The 17,085-nt window shown below is 36.6% G+C and carries 18 protein-coding genes; 1 reads left to right on the forward strand and 17 read right to left on the reverse strand.

Going from position 1 to position 17,085, the window contains the following annotated elements; genetic code table 11:
* Positions 1-109: 109 nt before the first annotated feature.
* The 11 genes from BN358_RS19360 to BN358_RS19410 all read right to left on the reverse strand — a co-directional run bounded on the left by BN358_RS19360 (position 110) and on the right by BN358_RS19410 (position 11,134).
* Positions 110-1,858, reverse strand: coding sequence for an ASKHA domain-containing protein (locus BN358_RS19360; protein WP_019230190.1), 1,749 nt, complete (start codon positions 1,856-1,858; stop codon positions 110-112).
* The gene (locus tag BN358_RS19365; RefSeq protein WP_019230191.1) at positions 1,855-2,493 is read right to left on the reverse strand and encodes a hypothetical protein; all 639 of its coding nucleotides are present in this window, start codon (positions 2,491-2,493) and stop codon (positions 1,855-1,857) included. The genes BN358_RS19360 and BN358_RS19365 overlap by 4 nt, the downstream gene beginning before the upstream one ends.
* Positions 2,494-2,731: 238 nt before the next feature.
* The gene (locus tag BN358_RS19370) at positions 2,732-3,730 is read right to left on the reverse strand and encodes an isocitrate/isopropylmalate dehydrogenase family protein (protein WP_019230192.1); all 999 of its coding nucleotides are present in this window, start codon (positions 3,728-3,730) and stop codon (positions 2,732-2,734) included.
* 13 nt (positions 3,731-3,743) lie between these two features.
* A complete protein-coding gene (locus BN358_RS19375) occupies positions 3,744-5,678 on the reverse strand; it encodes an aconitate hydratase (RefSeq protein WP_019230193.1) in 1,935 nt (644 codons plus the stop codon).
* An 8-nt stretch (positions 5,679-5,686) separates the two neighbouring features.
* Positions 5,687-7,027, reverse strand: coding sequence for a hypothetical protein (locus BN358_RS19380; RefSeq protein ID WP_019230194.1), 1,341 nt, complete (start codon positions 7,025-7,027; stop codon positions 5,687-5,689).
* A gap of 516 nt (positions 7,028-7,543) precedes the next feature.
* Positions 7,544-8,266 carry a uracil-DNA glycosylase gene (locus BN358_RS19385; RefSeq protein WP_019230195.1) on the reverse strand — a complete coding sequence of 241 codons (723 nt, stop codon included), beginning with the start codon at positions 8,264-8,266 and terminating at the stop codon, positions 7,544-7,546.
* 11 nt (positions 8,267-8,277) lie between these two features.
* On the reverse strand, positions 8,278-8,610 hold the full coding sequence (locus BN358_RS19390) for a GIY-YIG nuclease family protein (RefSeq protein WP_019230196.1): 333 nt from the start codon (positions 8,608-8,610) through the stop codon (positions 8,278-8,280).
* Position 8,611: 1 nt separating this feature from the next.
* Complete coding sequence (locus BN358_RS19395) at positions 8,612-9,091, reverse strand: DUF6530 family protein (protein WP_019230197.1); 480 nt, start codon at positions 9,089-9,091, stop codon at positions 8,612-8,614.
* A 263-nt stretch (positions 9,092-9,354) separates the two neighbouring features.
* Positions 9,355-9,954 (reverse strand): hypothetical protein, encoded by a 600-nt coding sequence (locus BN358_RS19400; RefSeq protein ID WP_019230198.1) that lies wholly within the window; start codon positions 9,952-9,954, stop codon positions 9,355-9,357.
* Between the two features lie 238 nt (positions 9,955-10,192).
* Positions 10,193-10,726 (reverse strand): flavodoxin domain-containing protein, encoded by a 534-nt coding sequence (locus BN358_RS19405; protein WP_019230199.1) that lies wholly within the window; start codon positions 10,724-10,726, stop codon positions 10,193-10,195.
* A 9-nt stretch (positions 10,727-10,735) separates the two neighbouring features.
* Positions 10,736-11,134, reverse strand: coding sequence for an FMN-binding protein (locus BN358_RS19410; RefSeq protein WP_019230200.1), 399 nt, complete (start codon positions 11,132-11,134; stop codon positions 10,736-10,738).
* A 189-nt stretch (positions 11,135-11,323) separates the two neighbouring features.
* Here BN358_RS19410 and BN358_RS19415 point away from each other — a divergent pair, with 189 nt between their 5' ends.
* Positions 11,324-11,536: a hypothetical protein gene (locus tag BN358_RS19415; protein ID WP_157593566.1), complete on the forward strand. Its 213-nt coding sequence runs from the start codon at positions 11,324-11,326 to the stop codon at positions 11,534-11,536.
* Between the two features lie 26 nt (positions 11,537-11,562).
* Here the strand turns inward: BN358_RS19415 and BN358_RS19420 are convergent, their stop codons facing one another.
* The 6 genes from BN358_RS19420 to BN358_RS22610 form a co-directional block, all read right to left on the reverse strand.
* Positions 11,563-12,291 carry a hypothetical protein gene (locus BN358_RS19420; RefSeq protein WP_019230202.1) on the reverse strand — a complete coding sequence of 243 codons (729 nt, stop codon included), beginning with the start codon at positions 12,289-12,291 and terminating at the stop codon, positions 11,563-11,565.
* On the reverse strand, positions 12,288-12,971 hold the full coding sequence (locus BN358_RS19425) for a hypothetical protein (RefSeq protein WP_019230203.1): 684 nt from the start codon (positions 12,969-12,971) through the stop codon (positions 12,288-12,290). The genes BN358_RS19420 and BN358_RS19425 overlap by 4 nt, the downstream gene beginning before the upstream one ends.
* Positions 12,968-13,813: an ABC transporter ATP-binding protein gene (locus BN358_RS19430; RefSeq protein ID WP_019230204.1), complete on the reverse strand. Its 846-nt coding sequence runs from the start codon at positions 13,811-13,813 to the stop codon at positions 12,968-12,970. Before BN358_RS19430 ends, BN358_RS19425 begins: the two co-directional genes overlap by 4 nt.
* Position 13,814: 1 nt before the next feature.
* On the reverse strand, positions 13,815-14,408 hold the full coding sequence (locus BN358_RS19435) for a TetR/AcrR family transcriptional regulator (protein ID WP_019230205.1): 594 nt from the start codon (positions 14,406-14,408) through the stop codon (positions 13,815-13,817).
* A gap of 159 nt (positions 14,409-14,567) precedes the next feature.
* The gene (locus BN358_RS19440) at positions 14,568-15,305 is read right to left on the reverse strand and encodes a response regulator (RefSeq protein ID WP_019230206.1); all 738 of its coding nucleotides are present in this window, start codon (positions 15,303-15,305) and stop codon (positions 14,568-14,570) included.
* Positions 15,298-17,010: a sensor histidine kinase gene (locus tag BN358_RS22610; protein ID WP_019230207.1), complete on the reverse strand. Its 1,713-nt coding sequence runs from the start codon at positions 17,008-17,010 to the stop codon at positions 15,298-15,300. Before BN358_RS22610 ends, BN358_RS19440 begins: the two co-directional genes overlap by 8 nt.
* Positions 17,011-17,085 lie beyond the last annotated feature (75 nt).

The following is a 17,085-nucleotide window of genomic DNA, read 5'->3' on the forward strand; positions in this document are numbered from 1 at the left end:
TCCTGTATTCTTTGACAAAATATATTTATATTGAAATATCCACATTTTAGATAAAATGCTAAAAATTCCTTTACTGAAATTTCAAGGAATTCTTATTTCTTAATAAATCTTAACAATTTTTTCTGATAAAATTTATGTTCTTTATATATTCCCCACTAAAGTAATTATCGTCTGCCAATTCATAATGTGAAGTGCCCTCTGCTATATCATTGCAAATTTTCCTCATTTTCCTATCTAGAAGAAACATTGAAGCACCCTTTCCTGCTCCGTTTCCCAATAATTTTATCTCAGGAAGTCCATGAGGCAGCAGCCCCATATACAGCGCATTATTTATGTCGATGTAGCTTCCGAATGCTCCGGCAACCACTGCCTCATCAACATCCTCCGGATTTTTTCCAAGTGTTTTCAATACAGCCATACACCCTGAACATATGGAACTTTTAGCAAGCTGCACCTGTCTTACATCTTTTTGAGTTATGAATATTTTCTTTTCATTGTTTTCATAAATTACGAAGCAGTTTTCTCCGTCAATTGTTCTTAATTTTCTGAAAAGGGAAGATTGAGGGTTTAATTCCTTGTATTCATGGCTTGTGAGCATTCTTCCGGTATTGTCTATTATGTTGTTTCGAAGCATTTCTGCAGTTATGTCTATTATGCCTGAGCCGCAAATTCCATCAGGCTCAGCGTCGCCGATTACATTTAACGCACATTCATCATTTTCTATTTTAAAATGTTCAACAGACCCAACAGTTCCTCTCATGCCAAACTTAATGTTTCCTCCCTCTAGAGCCGGACCGCATGCAGTGGAAGAAACCAGGTAACCCTTCTTGCTGCCTGCTGCAATTTCTCCGTTTGTTCCGAGATCAACTATAAGCTTGAAATTGTCTTTATTTCCTGCAGCCAGAAGCACAGCGGTTGTATCCCCGCCTACAAATCCTCCAAGAAGAGGAAGAAACACTATTTTACACCTGTCCGGACAATTTAAATCCATATCTTCACCATAGCATTCAACAAAATCCATGGTAATGCTTGTAAATGGGCTTATTCCCAACCTGTCAGGCCTTAATTTGAAAAACAGATGCTGCATGGCGCTGTTGCCGCAGAGAATAACATTATACATGTTGTCAGCAAAAAAAGGCACTTCAATATTTGCTTTGTCTGCCAAATTGTTCAAAGTATATATAATTTTTCCGCTTAGCTCTTCTATTCCATCATTACTTGAACCTTTGAATATTCTGCTTATGACATCAGCACCCGTTGATGACTGACTGTTGCTGCCAGAATATGATTTTACTAATTTTCCTGTGTTCAAGTCATAAATATACATAACCACAGTTGTTGTTCCAATATCAACGGCTGCACCATACAAAAATTCAGTGGTGTCGTTTTTTTGCACATCAATGATTTTATCCTCATATCGGACAAATGTGACACCTTTTATTCCCTTTTCATTAATCAGTGATGAGAACTTTCTTAATGTCTTGAGGTCGCAGCCTCTTATAAATTCTCCCTTCTGCTTCTTTAATTCCTTTATGTCCACGTATGTTTTTTTAAGAGCAGGATCAAAATTAAATTTTCCTTCTGTTTCCATGCATTCCAGTATCTGATGTCTTTTGGAATAGTCATTTTCTCCTATGTAAATGTTAATGGGTCCGGAAAGCCTGGCCTGACATGCAAGAACAACTTCCTTTTTCCCATTTTCTTCTATTTCAACCCTGCATTTGCCGCATGTTCCTTTTCCGCTGCACACAAGATCCAATGGAAATCCTGCTTGCTCACAAATTTCAGCAACAGTTGAATTTTCTTCTGCTTCTAATACAATATTTTGATTTATAAAATTAACATGGTATTTTTTCATTTTTCATCCCTGTACTGGCAATTATTATTTTTGCAGCGCTCACATTCATTCTCTTCATCATGCTTAATACAGCAGCCATCTTCCGCTTCTTCAGCTACAAACACATATAGAAGGGATCTTTCAGGAAAAAGCACATTTCTTTCATTAATGTATGCAACAACATCTTCCTTTTCTTTTAGCCTCCCCAGAATTTCCCTCTGCATGTTTAAATCAATGTCTCCGTCACCGGCAAAATATCTTCTGCTAAGTTTACGTCCATGTTTATGCTCTTCTTGCCTCACTAACTTGCTGAATCTGTCCGAAGCTTCAAACAACGCATGGTTTGCAGCCTCGTACAAAAGATATCCTTTCAGGTAATTTCCGCCATTTATCATTTCCCGGGAAAAATCACCTATGTCGTCCTTTGATGACACAAGGCAGATAATACACATTTTATCAGCTCCTTCGTTGAGTCCGATTAAATTAATATGTGCTTTTGCAAAACATGCTGATATACTCATGTTTTTTGTGATGAATTCCTTTATTTCATCAATTATTTTGTTGGCGCTGTCAAAGACTTCAGTACCTTCTTTTATATGAAGTTTTTTGAAAAGACTTTCATTATTTATACGGGGCATTAATTTGTATGACGGCATTTTTCTTCCTGCTTTTTCTTTTTATTATATTATAATGATAAATTTATTTTAAGTCCATAAAAAATAACCCGGGCTTAAGCCCGGGACAGACTATTGACAAACCTCGGCACTGTCATCCTGAACGATAGTGAAGGATCTCATCTTTGTGAAAACATGAGATTCTTCGAGCAAGCTCTCAGAATTACAACGCCAAATTTAAACTTTGTCATCAACTTAACCCGGGCTTAAGCCCGGATCATTACATTGCTTTTATAATTTCATCCTTGAATTCAGTTGTGCTTAAGTTTCCGCCTATGTCCTTTGTGTGAAGCTTTTTATTTTTAAGGGTTTTCTTCAGGGCGTTTTCTATTTTTAATGCTGCTGAATCCTCACCTATGTGTCGCAGCATCATTATTCCTGACAATATTGCAGCGGTTGGATTTGCTATGTTCATACCGGCAATGTCAGGAGCCGAACCGTGAACAGGTTCAAATATTGCTGTTTCTTCACCTATGTTGGCGCTTGGAGCCATTCCAAGCCCTCCAACAAGACCTGCTGCCATGTCTGAAAGTATGTCCCCGTAAAGGTTCGGAGCAACTATTACCTGGTAATCCTGCGGCTTCATTACAAGCTTCATTGACATGGCATCAACTATTACATCCTCAAACTTTATGTCCGGATAGTTTTTTGAAACGGTACGTCCTGATTCTAGGAACAAACCATCAGACAGTTTCATAATGTTTGCCTTGTGAGTAAGTGTAACTTTGCTTCTATTTTCCTTTTCAGCAACCTTAAATGCAAAATCTGCAATTCTTTCACTTGCCCCTTTTGTAATTACCTTAATGCTTTGTGCAACATCATCCTTTGCCATGTATTCTATTCCCATGTACAAATCCTCAGAATTTTCCCTTACGATTACAAGATCTAAGTCCTTGTAGAGAGCATCTATTCCTTCATATGATTTTACAGGACGAACGTTACTGTACAAATTGAATTTTTGTCTAAGCTGTACATTTATGCTTCTGAAGCCTTTTCCAACCGGTGTGGTTATAGGACCCTTGAATGCAATTTTATTTCTTTCTATGCTTTCAATTGTTTCCTTAGGAAGAAGCTCTCCGCACTTTTCATATGCGGCAAATCCGGCAATATTTTCCTCCCACTCAATTGTGTCAGTTGCTGCATCAATGATTTCTGTTGCTGCATGCATTATTTCAAGCCCTATTCCGTCTCCGGGAATCAATGTTATTTTTCTTTTCATGATGCGATGCCTCCTATACATTTTTCAGGCTCATATAATTTAAAAGCCCTCCAGATTTTATGATTTCAATTTGTCTTCCTGACAATTTCAGTTCCATTTCATATTGCTTGTTTTTTGTTTTGTTTTCCACAATTATCGTTGTTTTTTCGATTTGTTTCAACAGATTTGGTATTTCTATCTCGTCCATCTTGTCTATATCATCATAGTCTGCTTCATATTTGAATGTTAAAGGTATTATTCCGTTATTCACAAGGTTGCTTTTGTGTATTCGTGCAAATGATTTTGAAAATACTGCCCTTACTCCCAGGTACAAAGGAGCAAGAGCTGCATGCTCGCGGCTTGAACCTTGTCCATAGTTTTTTCCTGCAACAATTATTCCTCCGCCGTTTTTCTTTGCGTTCTTTGGAAAATCCTTATCAATCTGCATAAAGCAAAATTCTGACAAATAAGGAATGTTTGATCTGAACGGAAGAAGATGTGCATTTGAAGGCATGATTGCATCTGTTGTCACATCATCTTTAACTTTTATAAGTACAGGAACCACACATCCTGTATGATCTGCCAGCTTGCAGTTCTTTGGGAACGTCTTGATATTCGGCCCCCTGGCTATCTTAACATCTCTTCCATCATCTGCAGGACTTATTATCATGTTATCATTTAACATAAACTTTTCAGGAATATCTATGTCAAGATCAACATTTTCATCAAAGTCCTCTTCCCCTGCAATGAAGCCTTTTATTGCAGAAAATGCTGCAACTTCCGGGCTAACCAGGTATACTCCAGCAGAATCAGTTCCGCATCTTCCCTGGAAGTTTCTGTTGAATGTTCTCAAGGACACTCCATTATTTTCAGGTGCCTGACCCATTCCAATGCATGGACCGCACCCAATTTCAAGTATTCTTGCACCTGAAGCAATTATTTTAGATAAAGCACCATTTGCTGCAAGCATAGCAAGTACCTGCTTTGATCCGGGAGATATAACCAATGAAACATTTTCATGAACCGTATTACCATCAAGTATATTGGCAACCTTCATCATATCTGTGTATGAAGAGTTTGTGCAGCTTCCTATGGCTACCTGGGTAATAGCAGTACCCCTTACCTGGCTTACAGGAACTACCGCATCTGGCGAATGGGGCAATGCCACATTGGGTTTAAGCAAGTTTAAGTCTATAGTTATTTTTTCCGAATAAACAGCGTCATCGTCAGCCTTAAGTTCAGAATAATCATTTTTTCTTCCCTGTGCCTTTAGAAATTCCAGCGTTCTTTCATCTGATGGGAACAAAGATGTTGTAGCTCCAAGTTCAGCCCCCATGTTTGTGATAGTTCCTCTTTCAGTCACTGAAAGAGATTTTACACCTTCACCTGTATATTCAAATATTTTGTTCACTCCGCCCTTTACTGTGAAAGTCTTCAAAACTTCCAGTATGATGTCCTTGGCTGATGAAAACTTGTTCAATTTCCCTTTAAGTTCAACATTGACTATCTCCGGCATCACCAGTCTGTACTCACCGCCAGCCATGGCAACGGCAACATCAAGCCCTCCTGCTCCCATGGCAATCATGCCCATTCCTCCGCAGGTTGGAGTGTGGCTGTCAGAGCCTAAAAGAGTGTCGCCCGGAACCGAAAAGCGTTCAAGATGAACCTGGTGGCAAATGCCGTTTCCCGGTTTGGAATAATAAATTCCATGTTTTTTAGCAACTGTCTGTATAAACAGGTGGTCATCAGCATTTTCTGGTCCGGACTGTAGCATGTTGTGATCTATGTAAGCAACTGATTTTTTTGTTCTTACTCTGTCTATGCCCATAGCCTCAAATTGAAGGTATGCCATTGTGCCCGTTGAATCCTGAGTTAATGTTTGATCTATTCTTATTCCAATTTCATTTCCAGCTTTCATTTCTCCGGTAACAAGATGATTCCTGATAATTTTTTCTGCAAGTGTAGCCATAGTCCCTCCTATATTGCCCTTTCATTTTGATAGTTGTTGAAAATATATAATTTTGCAAACTTTTCCATTTCTTCGCTGGAGATGTTTGTTGTTCTCCCGCTGTCATATTCTGAATCTATTTTGTTTTTAACAGGTATGAGCCTGTTATCGCCCTTATGGATTTTTTTATCTCCGCAAAGATCAAAGTAGCTGTTTATCCAGTATGCAATGCTTGAAATACCGGAATAAGAATTGATTGCCACTAGAGGAGGTTTTCCTAAAATCCTGCGTGTATCAAAGCTGTTGTAAATTTCTTCGTCCTTCAAAAGACCGTCTGCATGAATCCCTGCCTTTGTAACATTGAATTCTTTTCCTACAAAAGGTGTCTTTGGAGGAATTGCATAATCAAGATCCTTTTCAAAAAATTTTTCTATTTCATTTATGAGCTCAAGGTTCATTTCCGCAGTGTTACCTTTGATTTGTCCGTATTCGATTATCATAGCTTCTAAAGGAGTGTTCCCAACTCTTTCACCTATTCCAAACATTGTGGTGTTCACAGAAGATCCTCCGTACAGCCATGACGTTGTGGAATTTGTAACTGCTCCGTAATAATCGTTGTGTCCGTGCCATTCGATTGAACTAGACGGAACATTTCCGTAATATCTCAATCCGTGAATGATTGCCGGAACGCTTCTTGGAAGTTCAACTCCCACATGTGACACCCCAAGCCCCAATGTGTCACATGCCCTTATTTTTACATTTATTTTACTTTCATTCATCATGTCCATAAGATTCCTTGCAAGAGGTACAACAAAACCGTAAAAATCTGCTCTTGTTATATCTTCAAAGTGGCATCTTGGGACAATGCCGTTTTCAAGTGCCGCATAAGCTATGTCAAGATACATCTTCATTGCTTCCTGTCTGGTTTTATTCAGTTTGTTGAATATATGGTAATCGGAACATGACATTAAAATTCCCGTTTCCTTGATTCCCATGGACTTAACAATATTGAAGTCATCTTTGTTTGCCCTTATCCACGAAGTTATTTCAGGAAAATCATAGCCTCTTGACATGCATTGTTCCGCGGCATTCCTGTCCTTTTGTGAATAAAGGAAAAACTCTGTCTGCTTTATAATACCGGACCCGTTGTCAAGCTCATGAAGATAATCATAGATTTTTACCATCTGTTCTGTATTCATGCTAGTCATGGACTGTTGACCATCTCTGAATGTTGTGTCAGTGATCCATATGTTTTCAGGTATGTCCATGGGCAGCTGAATGTTGTTAAATTTGATTTTAGGAATTTCATCGTATGGAAAAACATATTTGTATAGATTTGGTTTTATTGCTTCAACTGGATTATACTTCATGTTGCACCTCCGGGTTAGTTTATGAAAGAATTATGTTTTAAATTGCAAATTTGTATTTACTCACTTTTTTGATTTATGTTTCACATTATAATGCGATGTTTGAAATCAGTCAAGTTCAAAAATTATTTCTTTTATGTAATAATTTAATATTGCATTTTCCATGTCATTTCTTGCAACATTTACATATTATCTTGCAAGGAAAATGATAACCCTTAATTTCAGCCAATAAGTCAGAATCAAATCTAATTTTCTTACCGACTACATTAATTTGAACAGCTGCATCTGTATATCAAAAAACAAAAAAGGCATGCTGCTGCATACCTTAAAATCATGTTCAAACCCCATATTCAACAAATCGTAGAGGAGGGTCTTGTGCCTGCCCGCGGGAGGGCAGTAACCCTCCCCTACATAATTAAAATAAATGTCTTAAGACATGCAATGTTGCATACCTTTTAATTGCAACTCTGTTGCATATATTGTGTACTAACTAAACATCCGAAAAGCTAAGCAGATAGTTTATTTTTCAGTTCCAAGCCAGTTTATTGTTTTTCTGGTATCATTGAAACATTCATTTTTCAGGAAATCATCATCATATTTTTCTGAGCACATCATTGGATGCCTGCTTATATAAAATTTCCCGCTTGACAGATACCTGCTTTTTTCCTCTGCAAGTTTTCCCCACAAAAACCAGTTTATATTTTTGTTTTCCCCGGAAATGTATTTAAGGAGTTCAATGCTGAAAGGCTCCCATATGGCAATGTGGCTTCCTGTGATTCCATGTTCAACCGTAAAATATGTGTTGAGAAGAAGCACTCCCTGCTTTTCCCATGATTTAAATATTTCATCGGGTGGAAGTATTTTGAATTTTCCCTTTTTGATTTCCTCTTGAATCTGGGAAAATTTTTTGATTTCAGAATAATCATTGATGTCATTGTAATTTTTGTGTATTAATCTTACAATGTTTTTAAGGGAAACCTGCCTGAACTTCGCATCCCATGAATGCAGATCTCCTACTTCGAATGCCCGGCCGGTGGCTCTTCCTTTTTCAGGATATGGATCCTGCCCTAGTATTACAACCTTTATGTCATCAAGATTACATCTCATGAAGCGCAGTACATTTTCATATTCAGGGTTAATATTTTTCCCTATTTTTCCCTCGATATTTTTTAACTGCAGGATTATTTCCTCAGTTAAGAATTTATTCCACGAAGGGTGATAATCTATAGGTATTAAGCTCATATTGTCTCCTGTCAATTTTTATTTAACTTTTCTTCCCACAGCATTTTCATAATGGAAAGTTCCTCGCTGTAGTCTGTCTTTGTTTCATCATCCTTGTCATATTCAAGCTTTTCAAGAATTTCTATAACAAAGTTATTTTCCCCTCTCTGGTTCCACTCATTCTGCATAGCCTTGTTGGGATGAGAGCCATGCTGCAGCTGAAATCTTGTGCTGTTGATTTTACCCTTGAGGTTTTGTGTTGTTTCAAGGAAATATTTTGTACCGTCCTTTGTGCGCACTGCAAAAATTCCCATTTCACTTTTCATTTGCTTGTATTGCTCTTTCAGTTCCTTTTTCCTGTCCATTTTAATAACCCATTTCCTTTAATATTGCCGACAAAGTCCTCAATCTTTCTCCTATTATTTCGCCGTCATCGCTTAAAGCCTGATTAAACAATTTTATATCTTCGTTTATTTTTTCGTTGTCCGTGCATACTTCAACTGTCATTGCATCTCCCTGGAGACCCACTCTGTCAATAACAGGATGTTCAGGGTCATAAAGCTTTTCATAACGGTAAGCTTCCCTGAAATGGAGCTGTGTTCTGCAAACAAGTATAGCAAGGTCCAGCACTCTGTGCAAAGGCAGTTCTTCAGATTGTCTTGACCATTTTTCTCCTGTGTATCTCCAAACCTTGGCTGAAATATCAACCTTGCCTCTGTCGTTCCACTGGGCAAGGCCTAAAGACAGCCCTTTTGCATCTGAATTGTATGCGTATCTTCCATCAACATTTTCGTAATTTTCTGAAACAATAACCGGTTTATGTTTTAAGGCTGTAGGTATTTTCATCTTGTTCTCCTTTGTTTACTAATTTACTAAACTACTAAGTAAATAATACTGCAAAAAAATAAAATTGTCAACTGTACAAATAAAAAAACAGCAGTTAGATGCTGTTTAGGTTGATGACAAAGTAATTTTTGACGTTGTCATTCTGAGGGCGTAGCCCGAAGAATCTCATGTTTTCAATAAAGATGAGATCCTTCACTATCGTTTCAGGATGACAGCGTCGAGGTTTGTCAATAGTCTGACAACATGAATGACTGTTGTTTTTATTATGCTGTTTTTTTCTTGAACAATACCGCTCCTATTCCAAGGAGAACAGCTGCAGCTGCTCCTGCCCCAATAGCTAAAGGAGAAATTCCTTTTTCTTCTTTAACATCATCCTTTGCGCTGATTACCTTGGCATCAGTTGCACTTACAACCTGAGCTTCAGGTGCAGCTTCTTCAGCCGGACCGCTTGTTGCTGCATCAGGGGCAGTCTTTACATCAGGAGCACTTGTTGTGCTCATAAGTTCATCTGTAAGAGTTATTGCCATAATTCCATCCACAACTTCTACTTCGTCGCTTCCAAGAATTTCAATGATGTATTTTTGATTTTCTTCATTGAAGGGTGTTATTCCAACTTCAACATATCCATCTGCAGGATAAGTGTGAGTTACTGTAATACCTTTTTCTTCAATCTCCTTTAATTTTTCTTCAAACAATATTTTATCAAAAGCTGCCTGCTTTTCATACAAAGCTTCATCTACTGCTGTTATTTGCATTTGTGCTGCCTCAGGAGGAAGCTCCAGTGTCTGGGCAAAAGCTGCTGTCATTGTTGCCATTGACAGGCATGCGCTTAAAGATAATACTTTTATAATATTTTTATTCATAATAATAACCTCATTTTTTAATTTTTATTTTTAATCTATTTTTAGTTTTATGTCTCAGTTAAATTTAATTTCTAATGTTTAATTTTACATCATGGCCATGTAAGGATTAACCTCCTTTCTTGTTACACTTATTTAGACGGGTTATATATATAAATGTTTCATGGTAGTTATTGGATGGGTAAATTAAACGCCATAAAAAAACCACCTCATGGGTGGTTAGGTTAATGTCAGTTTAATTTTAGTTTAATGACCGTACAAAGGATATCAAAGGTTCTATGTCTTTCTTATCTGAAAATTCAACCTTATCTCCGTAGGTTTCAAGCATCAGTCTGTCTTCATCCGTAAGTTCATCCTTTTTCTTAACAGAGGATTTGAGAGCTGCCATCATTGCCTTGTGAACAATTCCCAACTCCTTGTAATTTATTCCTCCCCTGAGGTGAAATATGTTTATTCTTTTTTGCATTTCATCGGTGAAGTTTTTTTTGATTATAGGTTCAAACTGTGATTTAATATCCGGATCCGCCAGTCCAACTGTGAAAACAACAATATTCTTGCTATTTATATTGCTGAAGTTTTTTGTAATAAGTTCAATTCCCAGTATACCGCTGGCATAAAGCCCTCCTCCGTAAACAATAGTGTCATATTCAAGCATTTTTTCACCTGAAATTTCTGACTGTTCAAACAAATCACATTTTAATTCTTCTGAAATCCATTCTGCATATTGTTTTGTGTGTCCATACTTGGTTTTAAAAATTACTGCAACATTTCCCATTTCTGCCTCCTAGCTCATTCCTTCAATAAGTGCTTTTTCTATTGCTTTTAAAATAACTATGCTGCTATAGGTAGCTCCAGATACCGAGTCAACTTCAAGGCTTTGTGCTTCAACTACCATCTGTGGTATTACTTCTGCAGCCTGACCTTTTCCGTTGCCATGCTCCACAAGATTTATGTTTTTAATCACGTGGTTTTCAACAGTAACTTCCACCTTTGCATCAACGGGCAATACCTGGTAGTAACCGGTGAAAGTTCCATCCTTAACTTTAGATAAGTCCACATCTTTTATTTCCATGGTTGTCAATTCATTAAGATTCTTTTCTAAATTTGATACAACTATAGCTCCTGCCACAATTACAACTGCTGCAAAAATCATAATAATTAGAATCAATTTTTTCATCTTCATGACTTAAACCGCCTTCATATTTTATTAGTGGTAACATTTTCACTATATTATTTATTGATACAAATGTCAATATAAAATTGCTGCAACCCCTATTATTTCAACAATTTTTATCTGTTATCTGCCGCAACTCGACTTTTTATTTTTTATAGAAGCAATTTATTTTTAAGATGTATTTAAGCGAAGTATGTTATGATTGTGTTTGTTAAGGAGGAAGTTATGGTAAAAAATATTGAATATCCTGATTATATAGATTATTATTACTTCACAAAAGGAAGCAATGTAATAAAGCTCGAAAGAAAAAATGATTCCGATATAATATACTCAAAATACATTCGATTCAACAACCCCAGAGAAGCTCTGGAATGCTTTGAAGACAAATGTTGGATAAGAGAAAAAAAATAGATGAACGGGAGGGAACCAAGCCCTCTCTACATAGTTTTCTTCATGAATTTTCTTAGCAGCAGCAATATCCATCCTGCTGAAACCATTACACATAAAATCAAGTATGTGATTTCACCTTCCAGTGCAAACTTTGCCATCCAAAATGACGGCAGCATAATTGCCAGGTATTGTATTCTTGTTAGAACAAAAAACGGTAATATAATACCTATCATTGAAATTCCAGACATCTTAGTAATTGCCATTCCTTCCACTTTGTTCGCCGAAAGAGATACCACCATCATAGTAGTTATGAAACCAAGAACTGACGATAAAAAAGACAGTGATATTATCATTTCAAAAGAGATTATGTCCAATGAAAATACATTCATGACAATTATTGATACCACAAATGAAAGTGTCAAAGGAAGAATCAATCTTGAAATTAAGTATCCTCCCCTGCCAAGAGGTGTAACTGACATGTATTTTGTGATTCCGTCATCAATTTCTCCCAGAATAACCATAGAAGATGCAAAACTGAACATCATTGGAGTCAATACAACAAGAAATAAATCAAATATGAGAAAATATGGAACTAATACTTCTTCACGGCTGTAATATCCCGTAAGAAACTTTTCAGCAGCGGGAATTCCGAACTTCATGAACAGTCCATATAGAACCGGCGCCAGACATGAGAGAAAAAGCATGGCATCTCTTGCTATTTGATTTAAATACTGCATAAATGAAATCGACAGTCTCTTATATTTCCAATGTGTCATAAACTTACACCTCCTGTATTTTGAAACATATCTTGAATATACTTGTGAGCCACTTTGTACAATGCCGCAAGCCATATACATAATATGGCTGAAAACAAAAACAGATGTTTGCTGTTTCCGCTTATAAGACTGATTATGATGCAGCCTGGATGAATAAGCATGAACATGCTGTCATAACCGAACAAGTACATTATGGGCGGCAAAAAACTGATTATTTCTATTGGAACTGCCGTTGTAAGAAATTGGTTGAGACTTGATATATTAGCTGCAACAATCAGTCCACACATGGTGAAAAATGCTGAACCAAAGGCTGTTCCTATAACTGAAGCATATAATTTTTTTGTGCCTAATGGCAATGTAATTGCTATTCCTACAATAACAGATATGAACAAAAGAGAAATTACTTTTGACAATATGTATTCTCCTGTTTTTACAGGTGATACGGCAAGAGAGTTCAATATCCTTTCACTTTTTTCAAGCAGCACGATGGCTCCCATAAAGAAAAGTCCCATTGCTGCAGGATCTGAAAAAATCATTATTGCTGCAGCCTTTTCCCTCCAGGATTGGGGCATGACAAAAATTAAAGATAGATAGACTGCAGTGAACACTGCATAAACAAAATAAAACCCATATTTGAACTGGAACCTTATATCTCCCTTTATTAAATTTATTATTCTCATTGAAGCACTCTCCCCGTCACTTCCATAAAAATATCATTTAATGTTGGCTCGCTGCTGTGTATGGACAAAACTCTGTTGTTTTCAATAAGCTCTTGGAGCTTTTTATCAGCAGATGTATGACTGAGCAGACATTCCCCTGTTTTTTCAGTTCCGTCCAAATAAGTATACTTGATTTTGGACGCTCCTTTTGACATAATAAGATTATGAGGTGTATCCAAAGCCTTGACCCTTCCATCCACAATAAATGCCACCCTGTCGCAAAGTTCAGCAGCATCTGCCATGTTGTGTGTTGTGAGTATAATTGTCTTACCATTTTTCTTTTCCTGGAGTATTATATTCTTCATGTCTCTGCTGCTGTTGGGGTCCAAGCCGCTTGTAGGTTCGTCAAGAAACAAAATGTCCGGATTGTGCAGCAAAGCCTTTATAAAATTAAGCCTTGACTTCATACCCTTGGAGTATTCTGAAACCTTTTTGTCGTCATGGTTCTTAAGTCCCACCATTTCCAGCATTTCATCAATATTGCGCAGTTTTTTTGAATACAATGAACCGAAAAACTCAAGGTTTTCTCTTGCTGTGAGCTTTTCATAAAGACTTGGGAACTCAAAATCAACTCCTATATTTTCATAGAAATCATTTCTGAAGTGCTTGCTTTCAATGCCGTTTACAATTGACCGACCTTTATAGGTCTTAATTAAGCCTGTAAGAATTTTTTGCAGTGTACTTTTGCCTGCCCCTGATGGACCAAGAAATCCGAATATTTCTCCTTCTGAAACTTCAAAGTCAATGTTTTCCAAAAACCTGTTCTTTGTGTAGCTAAATGATAAATCAACAACCTGAATCATATTATTCCTCCATCAATTGAATTACCAAACCATTAATCATCAATTTCAAGGAACCGTCAAAAACTTCCTCCCCTATTTCCCTTTTATGAAGCATGGTAAGAAATACACCTCTCAATGCACCGCTGAAATACTGCACGTTTTTTTCCTTTACATGAGGAAATAATTCCATGAACTTTTCCATCATTACATAATCATCTCTGAAGTGCTTCTCCACAATTTCATTTGGAAGCTTTCGCATCAAAAGTTCCATTTCTCCATTTGTCATCATTTTCAAAAAAAATGTATCGTCCACCTTCTTATATATTTTAAAAAGAAGGTTTGTAAGATTTTGTGAAGTTATTTTTTCTTTTATGAGGTTTGCTTCCTTTAACAATTGTTCTTGAATTTCATCGTGCAAATCATTTACAACATCAAAAAGCAGTATTTCCTTTGAATCATAAAACAAATAAAATGTGCCTTTAGGTATGTTTACGCGTCTTACCAGTTCATCAACTGTGGTTTTTTTTACTCCATACAAATTAAGGCACTGAAACGCCTCCTCTTTTAACCTTTTTACAATGTATTCCTTTTCCTGGGAAGAATATGACTTTGGCATCTTTTGCTCCTTGTACTATTTGACTATATTTGTATTTATAGTCATTATAAATCACAAAAGGATTTAATGCAATATATTTTTCACAAAAAAAAGAGCATTAGCTCTTCTCTTTAGGTTGATGACAAAGTTTAAATTTGGCGCGCTCTTCTTTTATTTTCATTACATATGTTTTTTTCTGTATTCAGTTGGAGTCATTCCCGTATATGATTTAAAAACTTTGCAGAAATAATGCTGACTCTTGTATCCGGTTTTCTCTGATACGTTCAGGCTTGATATGGACGAGTCTGAAAGAATTAGTGATATTGCTTCCTCCATCCTAAGCTTTGTGAGAAATTCAGAAAAACTCATGTTTGTTTTCTTTTTTATTATTCTTGTGAGATATGATTCGCTCACGTGAAGGTCTTTTGAAATATTGGATAGAGACAGTTCACTGTCTCTGTAATTCTTATATATATAGTCAATTGCTTCATCTGTAATATTAGAATTTTCAACTGCCTGATAATCTGTACATAATTTTTTTTCCTTCACAGCACAATTGCATGCCTTTTCTATTACAATAAACAAATTTTTCTTGTCAATTGGTTTAAGCAGGTAATCAAACGCCTTAAGCTGAATAGCCTGTTGTGCATATTGAAATTCATCATAGCCGGAAATAATTATGAATTTTGTAAATGGTGCATGAACAAACACCTCGCGCATAACCTCAAGACCTGTAAGTCCCGGCATGTTTATGTCAATCAAAACCACTTCAGGCTTTATTTCCTTTATGAGCCTTAACGCTTCAAATCCATTTGAAGCAGTTCCGGCAACATTAAACTTCATGGTGCTTGATTCAATGAGATGTTTAAGTCCGTTTCTGATTGTTGACTCATCATCACATATTAATATATCATACACTTACTTCATCCTCCTCTATCATGGGCAGACTTACAGTAATTTTTGTTCCTGTATTTTCTCTGCTTTCTATATTTAAACCGTATTTGTCTCCATAATGAAGATATATGCGTTGACTGACATTGTAAAGGCCGTAATTGCTGCTTGTAAGGTGTTTATGAAGATTATCCCTTATATTTCTTAGTTTTTCCTCTGGAATTCCAACACCGTCATCTTCAACCACTATATTTAAATTTTCATGTTCCTCAAAAATGTTTATAGATATGTTCCCTCTTTTAAGCTTTGGTTTAATTCCATGGTATATTGCATTTTCAACCAAGGGCTGGATCAGAATTTTGGGCAGGCACAATTTATACAATCCTTTATCACAACTGATTTCATAATTCAAAATATCTCTGTAGCGGTGCTGCTGTATGCTAAGATAACTTTTCACATGTTCCAGTTCCTTTTCAATAGTTATGAATTCTCTCCCCTTGCTCAGTGAAATACGGAAAAATGAAGACAGAGACATTATAAGATCTGCCATTTCATGAGCTCCATATTCTAAAGCTTTCCACTGCAATGTATCCAGAGTGTTGTAAAGAAAATGCGGGTTTATCTGGGACTGTAAAACCTGAAGTTCCCTTTGCCTCTTTTCCTTTTGATGTTCATATGATTGATTCATCAATTCCTTGATGTCGACAACCATAACATTGAAATCATCCGCCAGATTTGAAAGCTCGTCATTTCCCGGCAACGTAATTTTTGTTTCCAGATTTCCTTTCCTGACATTCTCCATGGCACTGCTCAATACTGCAATCCTTTTAGTTGCAGCGTTGCTTACAAAATAACTCACGCTTATGGCAACAAGCAAAAGAAGAATCCACATACTTATGAGTGATTCATTTAAAATCCTTGTGTCTTTGTACAGTTCTGCCCTTTCAACCGATGTGCAGAGATACCAGTCAGGGCTGTTTGGAATGGGAGCATAAAATGCAACATAACCTTTGTTTTCTTCGGACATTTTTTCACTGGTAAGATTTCCGTCAGAGTTTTTCGGAATATGAGCAATTATGTCCTGAATCAATGATTCTGACAGTCCCTCGTCCGTATGTGTGTATATGGTGCCTGAACTGTCCACAATCATTGATTTTCCGTTATAAAAAGAAAGGTTGTCCGTTATTTCAGTAAGCTTTTTAAGTGAAATGGCAGCAGCTACAAATCCTATCTTTTCAGAACTGTTGTTATATATGGGATAACAGGCCACAGTTATCAAGCTTTGGTCTGTTTTTGATACAATAGGTTCACTTATTACATATTCATCATCAGAATTTAAAATTCTTTTGAAATATTCTCTGTCCGAAACGTCGATTGTCTGGTTTTCATTGATATATTCAAGTCCATCAAGCTTGTTTATTGAAAATGTTCCATAGTTGTTTCCGTAATAGGAATCCATGTCATTGCTCAGCTGATTAATGTATGCTTTGATTGCTTCATCATTCATGGAAACTACTGTCGGAGTTCGGCTGATTGTATGAAGCTCCCTGATTCTTTGGGCCAGCCATGCTCCTGCTTCATTTGCTTTTGATTCAATGAGCTGTGTGCTAAGATTTTCTGTAAGTCTGCTGTTTGTGTAGTCGATGCGTATGCTTATAATAACAGCTGCAATTGAGAATATTGCTGTCAGACATATTGCAAAAAAAGCGGTTAATTTTCTTTGTAGTTTCATTTTTACCTCAATAGTTCGTAAAAGTTAAATATTGCGATTTCATATTATAAAGACAAAGCTTTGAAATTATACTAC

This window comes from Sedimentibacter sp. B4, from assembly GCF_000309315.1.
GTDB classification, from domain to species: domain Bacteria; phylum Bacillota; class Clostridia; order Tissierellales; family Sedimentibacteraceae; genus Sedimentibacter; species Sedimentibacter saalensis.